Genomic DNA, 14,893 nt, shown 5'->3' on the forward strand with positions numbered 1-14,893 from the left:
ACGGCTGCTGTGCGGGGACCCGGCGGGCGCGTACCGTACCCGCGGGGCGTTCCGCCGGTACGGGCAGCGGTGCCGCGGCACCGGAAGCGGGCCCGGCGGACAGGCCCTTGGGGGCGGCGTACGGCGGAACGACAGTCCTGGAGGGACGCATGGCGCAGCAGGCACGGGAGCTCACCCACCGGCTGGTGCCCTCCCCGGGCGGCCGGATCCACCTGGTGGAACAGGGCACGGGCCCGCTGGTGCTGCTGCTCCACGGCTTCCCCGAGTGCTGGTATTCGTGGCGGCACCAACTGCCCGCCCTGGCGGCCGCCGGATACCGCGCGGCGGCCGTCGACGTCCGCGGCTACGGGCGCTCCTCCCGGCCCGCCGGAGCGGCGGCCTACCGGATGGTGGAGCTGGTGGCGGACGCCGCGGCCGTGGTCCGGGCGCTCGGCGAGGAATCCGCGGTCGTCGTGGGCCACGACTGGGGTTCGGCGATCGCGGCGAACTGCGCGCTGTTGGAGCCCGAGATCTTCCGCGCGGTGGGGCTGCTGAGCGTGCCCTACATCCCGCGGGGCGGTTCCCGCCCCGGTGCGGTGTTCGCGTCGCTGGGCGGGGACGAGGAGTTCTACATCACCCGTTTCCAGCGGGAGGGGCGGGCCGAGGCGGAAATCGAGCCCGATGTACGGGGCTGGCTGGCGGGCTTCTACGCCGCGCTGTCCGCCGACACCATGCCCCCGCCCGGTGCCCCCGATCCGCTGTTCGTTCCCGTGGACGGGCTGCTGCGGGAGCGGTTCCCGGCCGGCGGACCGCCCGGCTGGCTGGGCGAGGACGATCTCGACGTCTACGCGGGGGAGTTCGAGCGGACGGGATTCACCGGCGCGCTGAACCGCTATCGTGCCATGGACCGGGACTGGGAGGATCTCGCCGCCTTCGACGGCGCCCCCGTCACCCGGCCCGCCCTCTACATCGGAGGCGCCCGGGACGCCGCGATGTCCTGGCTGGCCGCCGCGATCGACGCCCAGCCGGCCGTACTGCCGGGGCTGGTCTCCTCCCATCTCCTGGCGGACTGCGGCCACTGGGTCCAGCAGGAGGCCCCCGGCGAGGTCAGCCGTCTCCTCGTCGACTGGCTGGACGCGCTGCCCCGCTGACGGGCCGCCCGTCCACTACCGCACTCAGGTCCCCGGGCTCCGGAACGGCCGTGCGCGGCCCCGGCCGGGACCGCGCACGTGTAGACCTGTAGAGCCGTAGACCCGCGGGTCAGCGCAGGTTGTCGCCCCAGCCGCCCTGGATCATCGTCTGGAACGCCCACTTCCCGTTCTGCTTGACGAGGATGTCGGCGTACCGCAACTGCTGGGTGGTGCCGTTCGCGGTCATGGTCGAGTCGGTGAAGACCACGGCCATGGCCGCACTCAGGAAGACGGGCGTGCGGACCGAGTCGAAGGTGATGTCCTCGGATCCGTCTCCCATCACATGGGTCATGGTCTCGACGAACTGCCGCCGGTCCCACTGGGCGGCGGCACCCTCGCCCCGGGAGTCGTCGCTGACCAGATTGAGCGGGAAGACCGCCTGGTCGGCCATCGCGTCCACATCGCGCCGGGCGGCGGCGGCGTCGTACCCGGCGAACCACTCCTCGATCCCGGCGAGGTCCTCTGCGGTCGGGGTGTATCCGGCGTCGGGCAGCAGGGCCACGTGCTCTCCTCAAAGAAGCTGTTCAAACTTGACTACAAGGACTGTACTGCCCGTTTGTCTTCTAGTCAAACTTGATTACGGTGATCGGCGCGTCCTGCCCCGCCCGGCCGGGGTTTCACCGGGCGGCCCGGCGGGGACGGGCTCCCGTATGCCCGCCACCCCCGCCCCCGATCCCGCAGCCGCGTTCGACGCGATCGGCGCCTCCTACGAGGACGCCTTCGCCGGATCGCCCGCCCGCCGCGCCTCCCTCGACCGGCTGCAGGAACACCTCGCCCCCGGCAGCCGGATCCTGGACATCGGCTGCGGTACGGGCCGGCCGACCGCATCGACCCTGGCCGCCGCCGGACACGACGTCCTCGGCATCGACGTCTCGCCCGTCATGGTCGCCCTCGCGGTCGACCGGGTCCCCGGCGGCACCTTCCGCCGCGCCGACATCCGCGAACTCCCCCTGGAGGAGGAGAGCTACGACGCGGTCTGCGCCTACTTCTCCCTGCTGCAGATGGACCGCGCCGACCAGATCCGGGTACTCCACCGCATCACCCGGGCCCTCGCCCCGGGCGGTCTGCTCGCCGTCGGGACCGTCCCGCTCGACGTCGAGAACTTCGACGCCGAATTCATGGGCAGCCCGATCCGGTTCACCAGCTTCGGCGCCGAACCCTTCAAGGACCTCCTCGTCCGCTCGGGACTCACCGTCCTATGGGAACACCAGGGCCACTACACCCCCCGGCTCCCCGACGCCGAACCGGAAGCGGAACAGTTCCTCGTCTGCCGCCGCACCTGACCGCAGGAGCCCCCGCCCGCTGTTTGCCCATATGCCGATGACCGTCATATGTTGACGGGATGAGCGAACGGGCCATGCAGGAACCCACGCTGCTGGTCCTCACCGCCTTGGCGGACCGGCCGCGTCACGGATACGCGATCATCCGGGAGGTCTCGGCGATCAGCGACGGACGCGTCAGGCTCCGGACGGGCACCTTGTACAGCGCCCTGGAACGGCTGCTGGCGCAGGGGCTGATCGCGATCGACCGCGAGGAGATCGTCGACGGCCGGCTGCGCCGCACCTACGGCCTGGCCGAACCCGGCCGCGAGGCCCTGGCGGCGGAAGCCGCCCGGCTGACCGCCACGGCCGGCGAAGCGATCCGGCGACTCGGCGGGCTCGGCGCGAAGGGGGCCACCGCGTGATCGCCCGTCTCGTACGGCTCTATCCGCGCCGCTTCCGGACCGCCTACGGCGACGAGATCGCCGCCGTCTACCAGGAGATCACCGCGGACGCGGGCCCCGCCGAACGCCTCCGCGAGGCGGGCGGGATCGCGGCGCACGCCCTGCGGCTGCGCCTGGGTCTCGGCTCCGTCCAGGGACCGGGCCGGCTGTGCGCGGCGGCCGCCCCGATCGTCCTCGCCGTCTCCGCGGCCGAAGCCGTCCGGGAACTGGCCGAAACGGCCCGCTACGCCACCGCGATCCGCGCCGAGGGGCGCATCCCGATGTTCTTCCCGACGGACATGGTCCTGGCGGCCGCCTGTGCGGCACTGGTCGCCGCTGCCGTGGTCGCCCTGAGCGGGCGGTGGACCGTCGGCCGGCTCTGGGCCGCGGCCGCCCAGACGGTGTACGCCGTCACCGTCGCGACCGCCGGACACAGCGCCGCGGACACGGCCGCCGCCGTGGGCACGAGCGCGTTGGCCGTCACCGTCCTGCTGGCCTGTCCGCCGGACGAACATCCCGCGCCGCGGCTCCGTCTGCTGGCGGCCGCGGCCGGGACCATGATCGCGATCCCGCTGGCCGCCCTCACGCTGGACCTGCTGCCGGTGACGACGGACTACGGCCTGTGGCCCTTCCTCGTCCTGGCCCTCACGGGCGGCCTGCTCGCCCTCGACCGGGGCCGCCCGGCGCCCGCCCTGGCGGCCTCGGCCCTGGCGTCGGTGCCGTTCTTCGACGCGGCCTTCGGCTGGTACCCGCCCGCGGTCCCGGGGTTCGTCCCCGCGCTCCTTCTCCTCACCGCGACCGGCGGGGCCCTCTACCTCGCGGCCCGCGGTCTGCTCCCGGGCCGTACGGGAAGCAGGCCGTCCGGCCACTGATCACCCGAGCCGGCCGGGGGTCCTCACCGGGCCTGACCGGCCGGCGGTTCCGCCCCGAGCCCGCCGAGTCCGTACCGCCCGGCGAACTCGTCGGCGAGCAGCCCGAGCATCATCAGATCCCGGTGCCGTCCGGCGAGAAAGGCATAGTCCCGCAGCCTGCCCTCCTCGGTGAAACCGAGCCGCCGGTGGAGCGCCAGGGACGCCTCGTTGTACGCGTACACCCTCGCCTCGCACTTGTGAAAGCGCCGCTCGGCGAACATATAGCGCAGGAACAACACCGCGGCCTCCGCCGCGTACCCCTTGCGCTGATGCGCGGAGCCGATCGCGATCCCGTACATGAACCGGCCACTGCGCGCATCGGCCTCGTGGGAGCCGACCGTGCCGACCAGCTCCCCTCCGTCGACGGCCTCGACGGCCAGTCGGAAGCAGTCCCCGTCGGCCTCGGCGGTCGCCTGCTCCTTCGCCCATGCCCGGTATCCCTCGGCGGAGCGCGGCGGATGCAGCACATCTCCGGACCGCTGGTCACCGGAGTGCTCGTCGAAGCGCATGAAGGCCGCCCAGTCACCGGGTTCGATACCGCGCAGGCGGACCCGCTCACCCGTCCAGAACGATGTCATGACACCCATTTGATCATCGCGATACCCCCGCCGGCCAGCGCTTTTACCGGTCCCCAAGGGCGTCGGCCGCCTGCCGGACGCCCTCCCGGCCACCGGCGTGCGTACGCCGCTCGTACCGTCTTCCGACGGCCCCGACCGCGAAGACGGCGGCCATCACCGAACCGGCCACCACCGGTCCGAGCGGCCACCCGCCCAGCACGAAGACCGTGAACAGCACGGCGCACAGCGCCATCAGCCCCCAGGGGCGCGTCAGCCGCCGATCGACTGCCAGCACCACCCGCAGCACCGGACCCGGACCGCCCTCGTTCATCCCGCCACTCATCCCCGACTCCGCCTCCCCGCCCGGCTCCCGGGCCTCCTGTACGCCCCCATTCTTCCGCCCCGCCCCGCGCGCCGCCGGGGCGACCCCCGGGCAGCGGAGACCGCCCCGGCCGGACACCGCCCCCTCAGGGCATCTGCACCACCTCGGGGACCGGCGGAGACGCCCCGTCCAGCAGCCCGTCCCCGAAAAACCCGTACCCCGTCCGCAGCCCCCTCTGATAGCGTGCCGACATCCATGACCCGTGCAACGAGGAGCGGCAGTGTCCACAGGAGACGACGACATCTCCGGGTGATACCCGGAAGTCCGCAGGCCGTCGGCGGCATCAGCCGTACCGGCCTCACAGTCGTACCCTGTCCCCTCGCGCACACCTGAGGTCACTTCACCATGTCCGACGCCTTCGTCGTCTGCACCGGCCTGTCGTTTTCCTGGCCGGACGACACCCCCGTCTTCACCGATCTGTCCTTCGCCTTCGGCACCGGCCGCACCGGTCTCGTCGCACCCAACGGCTCCGGCAAGACCACCCTGCTCAAACTCATCGCCGGTGAACTCCGCCCCACCGCGGGCACCCTCGCCGTCTCCGGCACCCTGGGCTACCTGCCCCAGTCCCTCCCCCTGACGGCAGGACTCACCGTCGCCGAAGTCCTCGGCATCGAGGCGACCGTCCGCGCCCTGAACGCAGTGGAATCCGGCGACGTCGCCGAGGAACACTTCACCGTCATCGGCGACGACTGGGACATCGAGGAACGCACCCGTGCCCACCTCGACCGCCTCGGCCTGCCCGGCCTCGCCCTCGACCGCAGGCTCGGCGCCCTCAGCGGCGGCCAGGCCGTCCTCCTCGGCATCGCCGCCCAGATGCTGAAGAACCCCGACGTCCTGCTCCTCGACGAACCGACCAACAACCTCGACCTCGACGCCCGCCACCGGCTCTACGACGTCCTGGAGGGCTTCACCAACTGCCTCCTCCTCGTCAGTCACGACCGGGCCCTCCTCGACCGCATGGAGAGCATCGCCGAACTCGGCCCCGGCGAACTCCGCCTCTACGGCGGCAACTTCGCCGCCTACGAGGACGCGGTGGACGCCGAACGGGAGACGGCCGAGAAGAACATCCGCAACGCCGAAGCCGAACTGAAGCGGGAGAAGCGCGAGTTGCAGCAGGCCCGCGAACGCGCCGAACGCCGCGCCGGAAACGCCGCCCGCAACCTCAAGAGCGCCGGCCTGCCCCGGATCTTCGCCGGAAATATGAAGCGCGGCGCTCAGGAGGCCGCCGGACGCGCCGGCCGTATGCACGCCGACCGGGTCACCGAGGCCCGCTCCCGGCTCGACGAAGCGGGCCGCGCCCTCCGCGACGACCAGCGCATCACCGTCGACCTGCCCGAGACCGACGTCCCCGCCGGACGCACCCTCTTCACCGGCGAACATCTGAGGGCCCGGCTCGGTGACCGCACCCTTTTCACCGGCGACGGGGTCGACCTCACGATCCGCGGCCCGGAACGCATCGCCCTCACCGGCCCCAACGGCGCCGGAAAGACCACCCTCCTCCGGCTGATCGGCGGCGATCTCACCCCCGACGGCGGGCAGACCCGGCACGCCGACGGCCGGACCGCCTACCTCTCCCAGCGACTCGACCTGCTCGACCCCGACCGTACGGTTGCCGAGAACTTCGCCGACGCCGCACCGCACCGCACCCACGCCGAACGGATGAACCTCCTCGCACGGTTCCTCTTCCGCGGCGCCCGCGCCCATCTCCCCGCGGGCGTCCTGTCCGGCGGAGAACGGCTGCGCGCCACCCTCGCCTGCGTCCTGTGCGCCGAACCCGCCCCCCAGCTCCTGCTCCTCGACGAGCCGACGAACAACCTCGACCTGGTCAGCGTGGGCCAGCTGGAGAGTGCACTCGCGTCCTACCGGGGCGCGTTCGTCGTCGTCAGCCACGACGAACGCTTCCTCGCCCGGATCGGCGTGAACCGGTGGCTGCGGCTCGCCGGCGGAGAGCTTGCGGAGACGGGAGGCCCGGAGCAGGAGTGACCCGTACCGGCCCCGCGGGCCGCCGAACCGGTCGGCCCGCGGCGTGATATCCGTGCCCTTGCTACCGTGCGCAGAAAGTGTCGTGGGCCCGGGCGCCGGGCACGGGACACCGGAATCCCGGACACCCTGGAGGACGTATGCCGGACGGAGACCCCGCGAACACCGGGTCGGTACGGGAGTGGCTGCGAGACCTGGAGGTGTTCGCCGGCCCCCTGGCGCACTTCGACCCCGCCGCGGCACCCGGCGATCCGGTCCCCCTCTTCCTCGACTGGCTGAGGGAAGCGGTGGCCGCCGGGGTGCCCGAGGCCCAGGCCATGACGCTCTCCACCGTCGGCCACGACGGCGTCCCCGACGCGCGGGTCCTCATCCTGAAGAACGTGGACGCCGACGGCTGGCAGTTCGCCGCCCACGCCGGATCCCCCAAGGGCCGCCAGCTCGGCGAACGGCCCGGCGCGGCTCTCACGTTCTACTGGCCGCTGCTCGGCCGCCAGGTGCGGATCAGGGGCACCGTGTCGCCCGACACGCCGGAGCGCAGCGCCGCCGATCTGCTGGCCCGTTCGCCCTCGGCCCGTGCCGAAGTCCTGCTGGCCCGGCAGAGCACCCCGCTGGAGAGCGCGGCAGCCCGTACCCGGGCGATGGCGGGGGCCCGGGCCCGGATCGAAGCGGACCCCGACCTGGTCAGCCCGGAATGGACCCTGTACACGGTGGTCCCCACCGCGGTCGAGTTCTGGCAGGCGGACAAGGACCGCGTCCACACCCGGCTCCGCTACGAACGCCCGGCGCCCGGCACCCCCTGGGACCGGCAACTGCTGTGGCCGTGACGACGGCCCGTACCGGCCGCTGATTCCGGGACCGGAGCCGGCACCCGCCTCCGGTCCCGGAACACCGGCACCCTCCGGGCCGGCTCGTCAGCCGTCCCGACCATCCCCGCAGCTACCGTTCCCGCAGTCACCGGCCTCGCAGTCACCGGCCCCGAAGGTTCGGCCCCGAAGGTTCGGACCCGTCCGGAACGCCGTTGTTTCCGGCCGTGTTCGATACGTGTCCCCTGAACACGACATCTCCCGGCCCACCGAAAAGATCTTCACATCCATGGCACGTACACCATGGAATCTTCGGTTCATGATCGGCAGACGCTGACACGCAGTGAGATCAGAGCCCGCCACGGCCCGGCGCGCCCCTTGTGGCCTGCGTAAACGTGTCCGTATGGCAGCCAACCGAACGCGTGGTCCTTCTGTGCCGGATCCCTTCCGGGTACAGATGATCACGGCGGTCCGCAAACAGCCTGGGGGGCCGCCTCAGCCATGTTCAGGGGGTTCATTCGCCATGTCCGGATTCACCCGTCGGCAGGCCATCGGGGCCGTGGCCGGCGTCGCCGCGGGCACCGCACTCATCGGTGTCGCCAGCGCGACCGCAGACAGCGCACGGACCGGGACCGGTGCACACGGAGCCAAGTCCGCGGGGCCCGCACCCTTCGACGAGGTCTTCCAGGGCCGCCGTATCCAGGGCGCACCCGCCGAAGGCGGTCACCACGCCCACGCCCGCACCGGTGAAGGCGCCGTCTACCGCGTCCTGATCGACGGCCGCGAACTTCACGTCATGAACCACGGAAAGACCGGCTGGAGCAGCGCGATCAACCACTACGAGAGGTTCAGGACGCCTCTCGACGCCGCGCGCACCGCGGTGGTCACGCTCAAGGGCGCGGCCGTCGTCCCCTTCAACCCCACCGCCTGAGCCGGGAGCAGTCAGCCATGACCGTACGGAAGAACCAGGCGAACCTCACCGCCGCCGAGAAGAAGGCGTTCGTCGACGCCGTACTGGAGGTCAAGCGGAGGGGCATCTACGACGAGTTCGTCGCCGCCCACCGCCTCCGGTTCGCGCTGGACATGAACACCGGGATATACGTGGGCCACTTCGGCCCGTCGTTCCTCCCCTGGCACCGCAAGTACCTCATCGACTTCGAGCGGGAGCTCCAGAAGATCAACCCGCAGGTGTCGATCCCCTACTGGGACTGGACCGCCGACAACACCGTCGGCGCCTCCCTCTGGGCCCCGGACTTCCTCGGCGGCACCGGACGCCCCCTGGACGACCAGGTCATGGACGGCCCCTTCGCCTACGCCGCCGGCAACTGGAACATCAACATCCAGGTCGACAGCCGTCCCTTCCTCGCCCGTAACCTCGGATACCGGGTGCCGACCCTGCCGACCCGGGCCCAGGTCGACGCGGCGCTCGCCATCCCCTACTACGACTCCGCCCCCTTCGCCAGCGGCTCGGACGGCTTCCGCTCCACCCTCGAAGGCTCCAACGGCTACATGAGCATGCACAACCGGGTGCACACCTGGGTCTGGGGCCAGATGGAGTCCAGCGTCTCCCCGAACGACCCGGTGTTCTGGCTGCACCACGCCTTCGTCGACAAGCTCTGGGCCGACTGGCACGCCCTCCACCCCACCAGCGCGGAGTACCTTCCGGCCGCCGCCACGCCCGATGTGATCGACCTCAACGAGACCATGCCGCCCTGGACCAACACCACCCCCCAGAGCGTGCTGGACCACACCCAGTTCTATATCTACGCCTGACCCGCACCGGGCCACCGCCTCAGCCCGAGGCGGTGGCCCGTCCACGCGGCACCGCACCGTGTCTGCCGCCTGCCGGGGTGGTCCAGCGTCGGTCGATACAGCCCAGCCAGGTGTCCTGGGCATCGGCCAGCGGCCGCTCCAGGGGCAGCGGGAGGAAGCGGCAGCCGAAGGCGAGACCGCTGTCCTCGCCGTCACCGCGCACCTGATGCACCCAGGTGTCGGGGGTGTCCGCGGGGACCCGGAGATAGAAGTAGGTGGTGCGCCGCGGCTGCCCCGTTCCGGGATGTGCCCGGTTCTCCGTGGCGATCTGCCGGACGACCACCGACCGGAGCCCCGTCTCCTCGAACACTTCGCGGAGCACCGCGTCCTCCAGGCTCTCGCCCGGCCGGACACCACCCGCGGGTACCTGGATCCCCGCCTCGGGCATGCCGAGGTGGTCGAAGACCAGCAGTCCGGGCTCGGCCCGCTGCCTGATCACATAGGCAGCGACGCGGATTCTGGGGCGAATCGTTCCGGCGTGGTCCGTCGCGGTATCCGTCACGGTCCCATGATGATCAGCGAGCCGGGCGATCGGCCAGGGTTTCTTCGGACAGAAGAACCGAATCCCTCCCACGCACCCGATTCCTCCCCTGTATTCGATCCCTCCGGCGAACCCGATCCCTCCGGCGAACCGATTCCTCCAGCGAACCCCGAACCCCGAACCCCGATCCCCGATCCCCGCTCGTCCGACAGCGCGCCCGCAGAGGCGGGTGCCTCCCGCCGGCCCTGCCGCCTCCGGCGGGCCCGGCCGCAGATCGGGCACACCGCATACTCTGCTCACAACTTTGTCCCATAACCTCTCCCGGGAGAGACAGGGCATGACGGTGAGGAGGCGGTAGTGCTCGGAAGGTGTACGAGGTTGCTCGCGGGTGCCATGACCGTGATCTGCATGGTGCTGATCGGGCCGAGCGCTCCGGGCGCCGACCTCATGGCGAGGCCACTGCCTCCCGACGCGGTCAAGGACGTCGTACCGAACCGGGTCATGACCTGGAACATCTGCAACCCCTGCAAGGAGAGCAACGCCGGCCGGGCCGCGGAGATCGCGAAGTACGCACCGCAGGTCATCGGCCTGCAGGAAGCCTGCGTGCGGGACGTCGAGAGGATCCGGGAGTATCTGAGGAACCTCCACGGGCTGGTCTACCACGTCGAGTACGGGATGGTGCTCCGCAACCGGGGGCGCTGCGGCGGAGCGCCCTGGAGCCCCGGGTCCTTCGGCCAGGCGATCCTCTCGGCGGCGCCGATGACGGACCGTGTGAACGTGGAGTATCCCGACGGCGGGTCGGAGGACCGCGGTTATATGGCGGTGACCACCACGGTGGGCGACCGGCCCGTCCGGGTCTTCAACACCCATCTCGCCCAGCGTCGTCAGGAGACGGTCCGGGCGGGCCAGACCCGGGTCCTCGCCGAAGAGGTCGCCCGGCACGGCCGGGCGATCGTGCTCGGCGACTTCAACGCCGTGCCGGACTCTGCGGAACTGGCCGGAATATGGTCACTGGCAGTGGACACGGACCCTCAGTGCCACCCCGCGTCCACCGGTTCCTGCAAGCCGACGACCGACTGGCAGAGCAAGTTCGACTACGTCTTCCTGCGGGGCATCGTTCCCCTCCGCCACGGTATGCACCCCTCGCCGTACTCGGACCACCATCTGCTCCACGCCGACCTGCCCGCGTAGCACCGGCCGGCCCGTGCGGTACCCGGCTCGCGGTGCCTGCCCGAGCCGCTACCGGAGCCGACCCGGCGTCTCCGTTCCTCATTTCCCTTTCCCTGTTTCCGTTCCGCTCCTTCCGTGATCGGCAGCCCAGCACATGAGCGACAGCGCACCCGGATCCCGACCCGCGTACACCTGGACGTCCGCCACCGTGAACTCCCTCGGCGGACCGCTCCTCGTCTGCGAGGCCGACGCCTTCGCGCACTGGGGCGGTGCGGAACACGGTCCCGGCGGCGAACCGGACCCCGCGTGCGACTACGGCAGGGCGCTCTCGGCCGTCGACGACGAGGAGACGGGCTTCATACGCTTCGGCGACCGCGGGGAACACAAGGGTCTCCTCTGGGACATGGAGGGTGAGGGCACGGCCGAGGTCGCGCTCTCCGCCGATGGATTCCTGCTCCTGCGCTCGTGGCTGCCGCAGGGCGGCACCGCCGCACCGCGCAGGCGCGCCGCCGGGGCGTCCCCGGCAGAGGAGACGGAGGTGGGGGACCTGGAGCTCCCCGGCGGCCGTGTCGTCGTGGCGTGGGCGGCGGCGGGTTCCCGTGAGAACGACATCGGCTCGTTCGCGGATCCAGGGGAGAGAGCCGCGGCGCTCCGGGCCCTGGCCCGGCTGCACCCCCCGGTCCCGCTCCATCTCGACCACGTTCTCCATGTCGGCGCGCTGCTGTCGACCGAGCCGGGCATCTACCGCGTCAGCAGCGGATGGCACGAAGGAACGCGGGGCCGGTCCATGCCTGCGGAGGAGAGACACGGACCACCCCGGGCCGCGGGCGACGACGACTGGAGCTGCCTCTGGGTCCGCTTCTCCCGCCGCGGGCACTGAGCACCTCCCTGTGCCTGCATCCCTCCCGGCGCTTCCTGCCGGGAGCACGGTGACCGCAGGGCCTCCCTTCGGGGCGGCCCGGAGCAGACGCCGCGCGCCACCCGCCCGGCCGTGCCGAGGCCGGGGCGGTTCCCGTTCGTTCAGGGCCGTCGGAAGCGGCCCCTCCGGCCTGTCGCCCTCCGGTACCGGCTCAGCCGTCGGACCAGCGGACGGGGTGGCCGGAGGCGTCCGTGGTGAGCCAGGTGCCGTCACCGAGGAACTGAATGCCGCAGGGGTCGTCCGTACGCGCGTCGAAGGTGCCTCGGACCTGACCGGAGCGCGCATCGACGCGGTAGTGACGGAACCACTCCTGTTCGTCCTCTGTTTCGCCGAGGAGTGTGACGATGACCGTGTCGCGGTCCAGATAGCCGCCGCTCCACTCCGTATAGACGCTGTCCGGATCGTGCCCGAAGGCGTCGACGGTCAGGACGAACGCCGTATCGCCCTCCGGGTAGGTGTGGACGGCGGCGTTGAGCTGCTCATGGTCGACCGTCAGGAAATGCCGGCCGTCGGGTGACAGGCCGATGAGGCAGCGGTCGATCCACGGATAGCGGAAGAGGTCCATCCGGTCGCCGGTCGTCGACGCGCGGTAGACGACCGAGCCGTCCTGCCCCTCTCCCACGTCGAGAAGCACGTGATCGCTCTCCGGGTGCAGCAGTTGCAGACCGCCCTGCCCGGCGGTCTCCAGATCCGCCTGTGCGATCAGCGCGCCGGTCGCGGCGTCCAGCGCGGCCCACTGGTCGGGGCGGTCGCGGCCGGCCATGACGTCGGGCCGGTAGACCCAGACCACGAGCCCGTCCGCCGACAGCACACAACAGGGGTGGTGTCCGTACCGCTGGTCCGACTGCGGCTGGAACTCCCACCGCCAGACCGCGGTCCCGTCGGGCGTCACACAGACGACTGCATCGAGAGTCGTGTAGCAAGCGTGCCGAAGGTCCGTCGCAACGGCGGGGGAGACGACCTCGTCCCCGGCGGCCGGACGGCACATCACGACGGGTGACAGCACGCCACGGCGATCGGTGTCGAGGTCGTAGGCGCAGATATCACCGTCGACGAGCCGTGTGACGACCCGGCGGGGGCGAGTGGGGTGAACCATGCCCAGGAGGTTAACCCCAACGGATCACCGGCTCCCCGGCCGTTCCGTGTCACGTCCGTTCCGTCCCGTTGGCGTGGGTGCGCCGACGTGCGCCGACCCCCAGGACGTTCAGGAGGGCGAGGGTGGCCGGGCTCGGATTGAACCGGTTCCACGCCAGATACTCGACGCGCCGCGGACCGCCCACGACCATGACCAGCGCCAGTTCGGGATTGCCGTCGACGAGGGGGCGGACGAACGCGGAGGGCAGCAGTGCCACCCCCAGTCCTCGGGCGATCAGCCGGGTGATCAGCTCCACGACACCGGCCTCGTAGGCGACGTCACGGACCAGACCGGCGGCGGTGAACGCCAGGTCGGTCTGGTCCCGGGCGGGCGTACCGCGCATGAAGTCCACGAACACCTCGTCGGCGACATCGGCCAGCGCGACCCGTGCCGCCCCCGCGAGCCGGTGGCCCGCCGGGACGACCAGGACGTGTTCGTCGTCGTCGAGTACGAGGGCCTCCACCCCCGAGGGGCGCACCCCTTCCGGGAGACCGAGGAAGGCGATGTCGAGCTCGCCCCGCCGGATCGCCTCGGCCAGCTCGTCGCTGCCTCCTGCACGGAGTTGTACCCGCACATCGGGGTGCCGGGCCCGGTAGCGCTGGAGGAGTTCGGGTACGTCCACGGCTGCCGTGGTCACCAGCACCCCCACCGCGAGGCGGCCCCGGACGATCCCGGCCGCGGCCGCGGCGTCGGCGGCGGCACGATCGGCCGCGGCCAGACACTCCCGGGCCCCGGAGAGGAACGCCTCCCCGGCGCTGGTGAGTTCGGTGCGGCGACTGGAGCGGGCGAACAGCCTCACGCCCAGCTCCCGTTCCAGATCCGCGATGCGGTGGCTCAGCGACGACTGGACCACGGAGCAGCGCTCGGCGGCCCGGGTGAAGTTACGGGTCTCGGCGACGGCGACGACGTACCGCATCTGCTGGAGGTCCATCCGGCCATCGTTTCTGTTCATGGCTGTGATGACAAGCATGCTTTGGAGTCATCAATGGTCGGACTCCAGACTGGGCCCCGTACCCGAAGTCACCTTCCACGACCGGCCGGTACTGCCCGTACCACCCGTACTGCACCCGTACTGCCCATACGACAAGGACGGACCTGATGACCGAGCACGCAAACTCCGGTATCCGCACATCCACTGCCCCGAGGACCGAAATGCCCATGAAGTCCCTGACCATTGCCGTACTCGGTGCCACGGGAATGGTCGGCAGCCGGGTGATCGCCGAAGCCGGTTCGCGCGGCCACCGAGTGCTCGCCCTGTCCCGTAAAGCCACCGGTGGCGATGCGGGCGTGATACCCGTACCGGTCGACGCCCACGACCCGCAGGCCCTCCGCGGGGCGCTCACCGGTTCCGCCGCGCTTCCGGTGCCGGACGCGGTCGTCGTGGCCGTCCGGACCGATCCGGTCGACCGGACGTTCCTGGTCGAGACCACCCGCACGGTCCTCGACATCGCGGCGGAGCTGAAGATCCGGGTTCTCGTCGTCGGTGGTGCCGGGGCCCTGCAGAGTCCCGGAACTCCGGGGCTCCTGGTCGCCGACGACCTCGCCTACGTCCCGGAGGAACTGCGGCCCGTCGCCGCAGCCGGGGTCGCCCAACTGCGGGCCGGACAGGCCCACGGTCACGCTGACTGGGTCTACCTCAGCCCGCCCGCCCTGCTCCAGCCCGGCGCCCGGACGGGTCGCTACCGCCGGGGTACGGACACCCTTCTCACTGCCGCCGACGGCCGGTCCTGGATCAGTGCCGAGGACTTGGCGATTGCCGTCGTGGACGAACTGGAGTCCCCCGGCCAGGACCGGCACGTCACGGTCGTCCACCGGGACCGGGAGGAGTCCCTGGCCGCCTGATGCGGCAACGGAACGGCGCCGGGAAGTCCG

General features: G+C 71.5%; 17 protein-coding genes. 11 read left to right on the plus strand and 6 right to left on the minus strand.

Annotated elements, in window-relative coordinates; genetic code table 11:
- Positions 1 to 149: 149 nt before the first annotated feature.
- Complete coding sequence (locus B7R87_RS32535; RefSeq protein WP_006344704.1) at positions 150 to 1,130, plus strand: alpha/beta fold hydrolase; 981 nt, start codon at positions 150 to 152, stop codon at positions 1,128 to 1,130.
- A gap of 109 nt (positions 1,131 to 1,239) precedes the next feature.
- On the opposite strand, the gene B7R87_RS32540 is transcribed toward B7R87_RS32535, so the two are convergent.
- Positions 1,240 to 1,671 carry a hypothetical protein gene (locus tag B7R87_RS32540; protein ID WP_006344703.1) on the minus strand — a complete coding sequence of 144 codons (432 nt, stop codon included), beginning with the start codon at positions 1,669 to 1,671 and terminating at the stop codon, positions 1,240 to 1,242.
- A 148-nt stretch (positions 1,672 to 1,819) separates the two neighbouring features.
- On the opposite strand from B7R87_RS32540, the gene B7R87_RS32545 reads away from it, so the two are divergent.
- Genes B7R87_RS32545 through B7R87_RS32555 form a run of 3 tightly spaced genes read left to right on the plus strand, consistent with a single transcriptional unit; the run spans position 1,820 to position 3,743 of the window.
- Complete coding sequence (locus tag B7R87_RS32545) at positions 1,820 to 2,452, plus strand: class I SAM-dependent methyltransferase (RefSeq protein WP_006344702.1); 633 nt, start codon at positions 1,820 to 1,822, stop codon at positions 2,450 to 2,452.
- Between the two features lie 59 nt (positions 2,453 to 2,511).
- The gene (locus tag B7R87_RS32550; RefSeq protein WP_040912740.1) at positions 2,512 to 2,853 is read left to right on the plus strand and encodes a PadR family transcriptional regulator; all 342 of its coding nucleotides are present in this window, start codon (positions 2,512 to 2,514) and stop codon (positions 2,851 to 2,853) included.
- The gene (locus tag B7R87_RS32555) at positions 2,850 to 3,743 is read left to right on the plus strand and encodes a hypothetical protein (RefSeq protein WP_006344700.1); all 894 of its coding nucleotides are present in this window, start codon (positions 2,850 to 2,852) and stop codon (positions 3,741 to 3,743) included. The genes B7R87_RS32550 and B7R87_RS32555 overlap by 4 nt, the downstream gene beginning before the upstream one ends.
- A 23-nt stretch (positions 3,744 to 3,766) precedes the next feature.
- Here the strand turns inward: B7R87_RS32555 and B7R87_RS32560 are convergent, their stop codons facing one another.
- Entirely contained in the window at positions 3,767 to 4,360 is a 594-nt protein-coding gene (locus tag B7R87_RS32560; protein WP_040912745.1) for a GNAT family N-acetyltransferase, read from the minus strand.
- Positions 4,361 to 4,403: 43 nt separating this feature from the next.
- A complete protein-coding gene (locus tag B7R87_RS32565) occupies positions 4,404 to 4,682 on the minus strand; it encodes a hypothetical protein (protein WP_130585117.1) in 279 nt (92 codons plus the stop codon).
- Positions 4,683 to 5,066: 384 nt separating this feature from the next.
- Between B7R87_RS32565 and B7R87_RS32570 the strand changes: the two genes are divergently transcribed.
- The 4 genes from B7R87_RS32570 (at position 5,067) to B7R87_RS32585 (ending at position 9,277) form a co-directional block, all read left to right on the plus strand.
- Positions 5,067 to 6,704, plus strand: coding sequence for an ABC-F family ATP-binding cassette domain-containing protein (locus B7R87_RS32570; RefSeq protein ID WP_006344697.1), 1,638 nt, complete (start codon positions 5,067 to 5,069; stop codon positions 6,702 to 6,704).
- A gap of 137 nt (positions 6,705 to 6,841) precedes the next feature.
- Positions 6,842 to 7,525: a pyridoxine/pyridoxamine 5'-phosphate oxidase gene (locus B7R87_RS32575; RefSeq protein WP_006344696.1), complete on the plus strand. Its 684-nt coding sequence runs from the start codon at positions 6,842 to 6,844 to the stop codon at positions 7,523 to 7,525.
- A gap of 502 nt (positions 7,526 to 8,027) precedes the next feature.
- Entirely contained in the window at positions 8,028 to 8,435 is a 408-nt protein-coding gene (gene melC1, locus B7R87_RS32580) for an apotyrosinase chaperone MelC1 (RefSeq protein ID WP_006344695.1), read from the plus strand.
- Positions 8,436 to 8,452: 17 nt separating this feature from the next.
- A complete protein-coding gene (locus B7R87_RS32585) occupies positions 8,453 to 9,277 on the plus strand; it encodes a tyrosinase family protein (protein WP_006344694.1) in 825 nt (274 codons plus the stop codon).
- Between the two features lie 19 nt (positions 9,278 to 9,296).
- Here the strand turns inward: B7R87_RS32585 and B7R87_RS33950 are convergent, their stop codons facing one another.
- Positions 9,297 to 9,818: an NUDIX hydrolase gene (locus B7R87_RS33950; RefSeq protein WP_233168999.1), complete on the minus strand. Its 522-nt coding sequence runs from the start codon at positions 9,816 to 9,818 to the stop codon at positions 9,297 to 9,299.
- Positions 9,819 to 10,190: 372 nt separating this feature from the next.
- Between B7R87_RS33950 and B7R87_RS32595 the strand changes: the two genes are divergently transcribed.
- Complete coding sequence (locus B7R87_RS32595) at positions 10,191 to 10,988, plus strand: endonuclease/exonuclease/phosphatase family protein (protein WP_006344692.1); 798 nt, start codon at positions 10,191 to 10,193, stop codon at positions 10,986 to 10,988.
- A 133-nt stretch (positions 10,989 to 11,121) separates the two neighbouring features.
- The gene (locus B7R87_RS32600; protein ID WP_006344691.1) at positions 11,122 to 11,847 is read left to right on the plus strand and encodes a hypothetical protein; all 726 of its coding nucleotides are present in this window, start codon (positions 11,122 to 11,124) and stop codon (positions 11,845 to 11,847) included.
- 190 nt (positions 11,848 to 12,037) lie between these two features.
- Here B7R87_RS32600 and B7R87_RS32605 read toward each other — a convergent pair whose 3' ends face one another.
- Positions 12,038 to 12,982 carry a hypothetical protein gene (locus B7R87_RS32605; RefSeq protein WP_040912737.1) on the minus strand — a complete coding sequence of 315 codons (945 nt, stop codon included), beginning with the start codon at positions 12,980 to 12,982 and terminating at the stop codon, positions 12,038 to 12,040.
- 49 nt (positions 12,983 to 13,031) lie between these two features.
- Positions 13,032 to 13,952, minus strand: a complete 921-nt coding sequence (locus B7R87_RS32610; protein ID WP_006344689.1) for a LysR family transcriptional regulator — start codon at positions 13,950 to 13,952, stop codon at positions 13,032 to 13,034.
- A gap of 227 nt (positions 13,953 to 14,179) precedes the next feature.
- Here B7R87_RS32610 and B7R87_RS32615 point away from each other — a divergent pair, with 227 nt between their 5' ends.
- Positions 14,180 to 14,863 carry an NAD(P)-dependent oxidoreductase gene (locus B7R87_RS32615; RefSeq protein WP_006344688.1) on the plus strand — a complete coding sequence of 228 codons (684 nt, stop codon included), beginning with the start codon at positions 14,180 to 14,182 and terminating at the stop codon, positions 14,861 to 14,863.
- Positions 14,864 to 14,893: the final 30 nt, after the last annotated feature.

Origin of the sequence: Streptomyces tsukubensis (genome assembly GCF_003932715.1) — a bacterium.
GTDB lineage: Bacteria > Actinomycetota > Actinomycetes > Streptomycetales > Streptomycetaceae > Streptomyces > Streptomyces tsukubensis.